Origin of the sequence: Aeromonas aquatica (assembly GCF_000764655.1) — a bacterium.
In the GTDB taxonomy this organism is placed as follows: domain Bacteria; phylum Pseudomonadota; class Gammaproteobacteria; order Enterobacterales; family Aeromonadaceae; genus Aeromonas; species Aeromonas aquatica.
Window position 1 is genome coordinate 1 of sequence record NZ_JRGL01000129.1, and the last position, 5,839, is coordinate 5,839.

Annotated in this window: 5 protein-coding genes; 1 reads left to right on the top strand and 4 read right to left on the bottom strand. The window is 63.6% G+C overall.

Going from position 1 to position 5,839, the window contains the following annotated elements; translation table 11 throughout:
- Positions 1–328: 328 nt before the first annotated feature.
- From LG30_RS0117270 to LG30_RS0117285, 4 genes are all read right to left on the bottom strand, one after another.
- Complete coding sequence (locus tag LG30_RS0117270) at positions 329–1,984, bottom strand: cation acetate symporter (RefSeq protein ID WP_033131941.1); 1,656 nt, start codon at positions 1,982–1,984, stop codon at positions 329–331.
- The gene (locus LG30_RS0117275; protein WP_033131942.1) at positions 1,981–2,292 is read right to left on the bottom strand and encodes a DUF485 domain-containing protein; all 312 of its coding nucleotides are present in this window, start codon (positions 2,290–2,292) and stop codon (positions 1,981–1,983) included. Before LG30_RS0117275 ends, LG30_RS0117270 begins: the two co-directional genes overlap by 4 nt.
- Positions 2,293–2,399: 107 nt before the next feature.
- Positions 2,400–3,032 carry a 3'-5' exonuclease gene (locus LG30_RS0117280; RefSeq protein WP_033131943.1) on the bottom strand — a complete coding sequence of 211 codons (633 nt, stop codon included), beginning with the start codon at positions 3,030–3,032 and terminating at the stop codon, positions 2,400–2,402.
- A complete protein-coding gene (locus LG30_RS0117285) occupies positions 3,029–4,816 on the bottom strand; it encodes a putative nucleotidyltransferase substrate binding domain-containing protein (RefSeq protein WP_033131944.1) in 1,788 nt (595 codons plus the stop codon). The genes LG30_RS0117280 and LG30_RS0117285 overlap by 4 nt, the downstream gene beginning before the upstream one ends.
- A 178-nt stretch (positions 4,817–4,994) precedes the next feature.
- Here LG30_RS0117285 and LG30_RS0117290 point away from each other — a divergent pair, with 178 nt between their 5' ends.
- The gene (locus tag LG30_RS0117290; RefSeq protein ID WP_033131945.1) at positions 4,995–5,801 is read left to right on the top strand and encodes a crotonase/enoyl-CoA hydratase family protein; all 807 of its coding nucleotides are present in this window, start codon (positions 4,995–4,997) and stop codon (positions 5,799–5,801) included.
- Positions 5,802–5,839: the final 38 nt, after the last annotated feature.

Below are 5,839 nucleotides of genomic sequence, written 5' to 3' on the forward strand. Positions count from 1 at the left end.
TGGAAAATTCTGGGGTATTTTTTGGGGCAATTTTGGGGCAAATCGAGAGGGAAACTGCGGGGGAATGCGGGATGAAAGCGAACGGAGATGTTGTGATAATCCTGTAAAAGCCCAGATATGGCGCGGCTTTCGGGGGTTTTAGCTTACATATAAGTGTTGTTGCTGCTTAACAAAGGAGATGTCCCGGTTGGTCTGTCAAATGGCGCGCATTATGGCACAGATCCGCCGAAAGTTTTAGCAAGAACTGTGATCTGGCGCTATTGCATGGGGGGCAAGGGAGTATGAAAAAAGCCGGCACAGGGCCGGCTTGGAGAGAGACGACATTGCATCAGTGGGCGCTGGCGCCGGAGGCACCGAGCCCGGTCTGGGAGCGCACGAACTGCGGGAAGAACTTGGTGTGTTCGTCGGCCGCGTTCTGGGATTTGTCGGTCACCGAGAAGAACCAGATCCCGACGAAGGCCAGCGCCATGGAGAAGAGCGCAGGGTATTCGTAGGGGAAGATGGCCTCGGCGTGACCCAGTACCTTCACCCAGATGGTGGGGCCCAGGATCATCAGGGTCACGGCGCTGATGAGACCCAGCCAGCCGCCGTAGACGGCGCCACGGGTGCTCAGGCGTGACCAGAACATGGAGAGGAACAGCACAGGGAAGTTGCAGCTCGCCGCGATGGAGAAGGCCAGACCCACCATGAAGGCGATGTTCTGCTTCTCGAACAGGATGCCCAGACCGATGGCGACAACCCCCAGTACCACAGTGGTGTATTTGGAGACGCGCAGCTCGTCGGTCTCGTTGGCCTTGCCGTTCTTCAGCACGCAGGCATAGAGGTCATGGGAGACCGCGGAGGCACCCGCCAGGGTCAGACCGGCGACCACCGCCAGTATGGTGGCGAAGGCCACGGCGGAGATGAAGCCGAGGAACAGGCTGCCACCGACCGCATCGGCCAGGTGAACGGCCGCCATGTTGGTGCCGCCGAGCAGGGCGCCGGTGGCGTCCTTGAAGTCCGGGTTGGTGCTGACCAGCAGGATGGCGCCAAAGCCGATGATGAAGGTCAGGATGTAGAAGTAACCGATGAAGCCGGTGGCGTAGAACACCGATTTGCGGGCTTCCTTGGCATCACTCACGGTGAAGAAACGCATCAGGATGTGGGGCAGGCCGGCGGTACCGAACATCAGTGCCAGACCCAGCGAGATGGCGGAGATGGGATCGGCCACCAGACCGCCCGGGCTCATGATGGCGGCGCCGTTGGCATGCACCTTGACGGCCTCGCTGAACAGGGCGCCGATGTCGAAGTTGACGGACTTCATCACCATGATGGCCATGAAGCTGGCACCGGAGAGCAGCATCACCGCCTTGATGATCTGCACCCAGGTGGTGGCCAGCATGCCGCCAAACAGCACGTAGAGCACCATCAGTATGCCGACCAGTACCACGGCGATGTGGTATTGCAGGCCGAACAGCAGCTCGATGAGCTTGCCGGCACCGACCATCTGGGCGATCAGGTAGAGGGCGACCACCACCAGGGATCCGCTGGCGGAGAGGCTGCGCACCGAGGTCTGCTTGAGGCGATAGGAGGCCACGTCGGCGAAGGTGTACTTGCCGAGGTTGCGCAGCCGCTCCGCGATCAGGAACAGGATGATGGGCCAGCCCACCAGGAAGCCTATGGAGTAGATCAGGCCGTCATAGCCCGAGGTGTAGACCAGGGCGGAGATGCCGAGGAAGGAGGCGGCGGACATGTAGTCGCCGGCGATGGCCAGACCATTCTGGAAGCCGGTGATGCGTCCGCCGGCGGCATAGTAGTCGGAGGCCGAGCGGTTGCGCTTGGAGGCCCAGTAGGTGATGAACAGGGTGGCAGCCACGAAGGCCACGAACATGACGATGGCCGGCACGTTCAGGGGCTGGCGCTGTACCTCGCCGGTCAGCGCATCGGCCGCCAGCAAGGGAGTGGAGATGAGGCCGCCGAGCAGCAGCAGAGACTTGCCTTTCATGATTGCACTCCCTTGAGGATCTTCTGATTCAATTCGTCAAACTCGCCGTTGGCCCGGAACACATAGATGCCGGTCAGCACGAAGGAGGAGAGGATCAAGCCCACCCCGACCGGGATGCCGCGGGTGATGGAGGAACCCTCGCTCAAGGGGGTGCCGAGCCAGCCGGGGGCGAAGGCGATGAGCAGGATAAATGCCAGGTAGAGCCCCAGCATCAGGATGGAGAGGGTCCAGGCGAAGCGTTGGCGTTTGCTGACCAACTCCTGAAAGTTGGGATCTTGCTGGATCCTCAGATAGCGTTGCTGTTCCATTGCAGTTCTCCATGACGGTTGTGTCAGCTGTGAATGAAGGTTGTCCCTACCGAGCAGGAGGCCTGCTCATGTAATCAAAATGTGAATTAAATGTTATTCATCGGCAATTAGACTTTGGGATAAGTCAGGGGCCCGCCATGGTGCAGGCGCAGGAAGATGAGGGCGGCGGTGATGGCATCGCTCAGGGCATCGTGGGGGGGCAAGGCAGGCAGCCCCAGATGGTGGCTGATGGCGGCCAGGTGCAGATCGATGACGGCGTCCGGGTAGCGCCGGTAGAGCCTGTCGTGGTAGAGGCGGCTTACCTCTATGCCCCGCTGGGGCAGGTGCAGGCCCCACAGCCGTTGGCAGGCCAGATTGAGGATCCGCAGATCGTAGGCGATGTGATAACCCACCAGTTCACGGGGACCGATAAAGGCCAGCAGCTGGCGCAGCGCGGCCTCCAGCGTCATGCCCTGTTGCAGATCCTGATGGCGCAGGCCATGGATGACCACCGACTGCTCGCTCAGGCTGGCGGGGGGCAATACCTGCAGGGAGAGCGCCTCTCCGGTCAGCAGCCGGTTGCCCTGGATGCGCACCGCGCCGATGGCGACGATCTCGGCCCGTCCGGGATCCAGGCTGGTGGTCTCCAAATCCAGCGCCACCCACTCATCGGCCGGGGAGGCTTCGAACAGCGGGGCAAAGTCCCCGTGGCGAAAGGCGCGGCCATACCAGCGTCGACGCCAGTGATGCCAGGGCGTCATTGGCGCAGCCGAAAGTGGATACCCAGCCACTGCTGGAACTTCTTCACCTGATGCAGGGCGTGGCGCAGCAGATCCCTGTCCCCATGGCTGAGGGCATTCACTTGTACCCGATTGTTCCCCGTCTTGAGCTGCCCGCCGAGCCGCAGCCGGATAAAGAGCCGAAACGCCTCCGCCAGGTTGGCGCCATAGTCGCGGCTGAGCCGGCCCGCAGAGACCAGCGCCTCGATGCGACCCAAGGTCGATGTCTCCAATATGCCCGCCTCCAGCGCCAGCACCCGCAGGCCGTGCACCAGCGGGAACAGGCCGCCGCGCTTGAGATCCAGTCCCTCGGGAGCCTGCTCCAGTCGGCCGAACAGGGTGAGGGGAGTGTGAAAGGCGATGGCGGCACGGGCCATCTCCGCCAGCAAGTCGGGTCTGTCGCCGAGCCGCATCCGCAACTGCCGGGCGAGCGGGGCCAGCAGGGATCTCTCCCCGGCGATGGCCTGGGCGTCGGCCAGGGTGGCGAGCCAGAGCAGATCCCCTTCGCTCGCCGAGACGCAGGCCCGCTCCACCTCGTCTCGCCATTGCGCATCCTCCTTGACCCACTGGGGATTGCTGACCATCACCCGGCCCGGACAGGGCGGGTAGCCGAGTCGCGCGAGCAGGGCGCTGAACGCGGCCAGATCGGCCTGGCGGTCTGGCCAATGCAGGCCATCCGGCAGGATCAGGGCATTGTCCTGATCGGTTTTCTGGATCTGCTCGCCGCGGCCCTCGGAGCCCAGCATCAGCAGGCACACCTTATCCTGCACCTCGGCCGGGATCACCAGGGCGAAGGCCTTGGCGATCAACTGCTCGTTGAGGGTGGCAATGAGCCTCATCAGGAAGGCGGTGTGGATCCCCTGACCAAACAGGGAGCGGGTCAGCTGTTGTTGTTCCCTGGCGACCGCCTCCAGAGCGGCCAGGCTGTCTGCCCGGGCGATGCGCAGGGTCAGCACATGGGAGTGGGCGGAGAAGAGCCCGAGTACCTGGGTCAGGTGCAAGACGCCCACCACCTCCTGTCGATCCCAGACCACCAGGCGCTTGATGCGGTGGCGGGTCATCAGCAGCAGGGCATCGAACAGGTAGCTGCCAAGGGGCAGGCCGATGAGAGGGGCCGGGGTCAGGAGCGCGAGGGGTGTCGTCAACGGCAATCCTTGCAGAGTCAGGGCGTGCAGCAGGGTCTTGCGGGTCGCGAGGCTCAGGCTGCCGTCGGGGGCCGGGTAGATCAGGCAATCGGTGCCACGGGCGGCCATGGCTTCGCTCGCGGCGAGCAGGCTGCTGTGCCTGTCCAGTTGCAGGGGCGGTTGCAGGTGGCTGATGTCGATGCGGGTCAGGATGAATTCCGCCAGGTTCTGCTGGCCGAGCTGGCTGCGCCGCTCCTGCTCGCGCTGGCGCTCTGCCAGATTGGCGGTGAAGTAGCGGGCGAAGGCGGGGTTGTCCGCGCAGAGCCCCTGAAACACGGCGCGGGGAATGAGCTGGCAGAGGCAGTCTTCGAGGGCACCGAAACGGTGGCGGCAGTGGCCATCGAACTGGGCGCGCACGTCGAACAAGTCCCCTTCGCCATAATCCCCGAATGACTGGTGGGGGCTCGACTCCTCCACCGCCCCCTTGATGACGAGATAGAGGCCGGGAGGGGCGTCCCCCGGGCTCAGTACCGTCTGGCTGGCCCGAAAGTAGCAGATGCTGAGGCTCTGCCCGAGTCGCTGGCGCTCCGCTTCCCCGAGGCAGTCAAACGGCGGGCGACTGAAGTTGAACAAGATGGTCATGACAATTCTCGTCTCGGCCGGGGGCATGGGGCATGGGAGATAGCGCCAGTCTGGCAAAGGCGCCAGACAGGAACCAGCCGACTTTAGTCGCAGAGAGGGTGTTGCCTCCCTGTACCCGCTGGTAACAGTCTGGTAACGTGGTGGTATGACCAGTATTGCAGCAAGGAGGAGAGGGGACATGGATAAACCAAGGGTCAAGTGCGAGATCCGGGACGGCATCGCCGAGGTGATGCTGGCGCGGGGAGACAAGCTCAATGCGCTGGACAGTGCCATGTTTGGCGCCATCGACGAGACGCTCACCCAGTTGCGGCAGCAGAAAGGGTTGCGGGCGGTGATCCTGCACGGGGAGGGGCGCGCCTTCTGCGCCGGGCTGGATGTGAAATCCATGCTCAAGCAGCCGGTGGCGGCGCTCGACATCCTCAAACGGGAGGCGGACGAGGCGACCAATCTGGCCCAGCGGGTGGCCTATGGCTGGCATCAACTGCCGGTGCCGGTGATCGCTGTGACTCAGGGGGTCTGTTTCGGCGGTGGCTTGCAGATAGCACTCGGCGCCGATTTTCGCTTCAGCACGCCGGATTGCCGCTTCTCGGTGATGGAGATCAAGTGGGGCATCATCCCCGACATGAGTGGCAGCGTCACCCTGCGCAACCTGATGGGGGTCGACACCGCCATGGAGCTCGCCATGAGTGGGCGTGAGTGCGATGCCAGTGAGGCCAGGAGCCTGGGGCTGGTGAGTCGGGTCTGCGCGGATCCGCTGGCCGAGGCGCGGGAGTTCGCCAAGACCCTGATCACCAAGTCGCCGGATGCGCTGGCGGGGATCAAGCAGCTCTACACCCAGGCCTGGGCCCGCAGCGACGAGGTGATGCTCAAAGAAGAGACCCGCTTGCAGAAACAGATCCTGGGGCGGCCGAACCAGTGGCGCGCCACCCTCAACAGCCTGTTTCGCTGGCGCCTGCCGTTCGGCCCGCGCCGCAACGCGCTCTAGGGCCTAGCCCCAAAAAAAAGGCTATGTCCCAATTACGT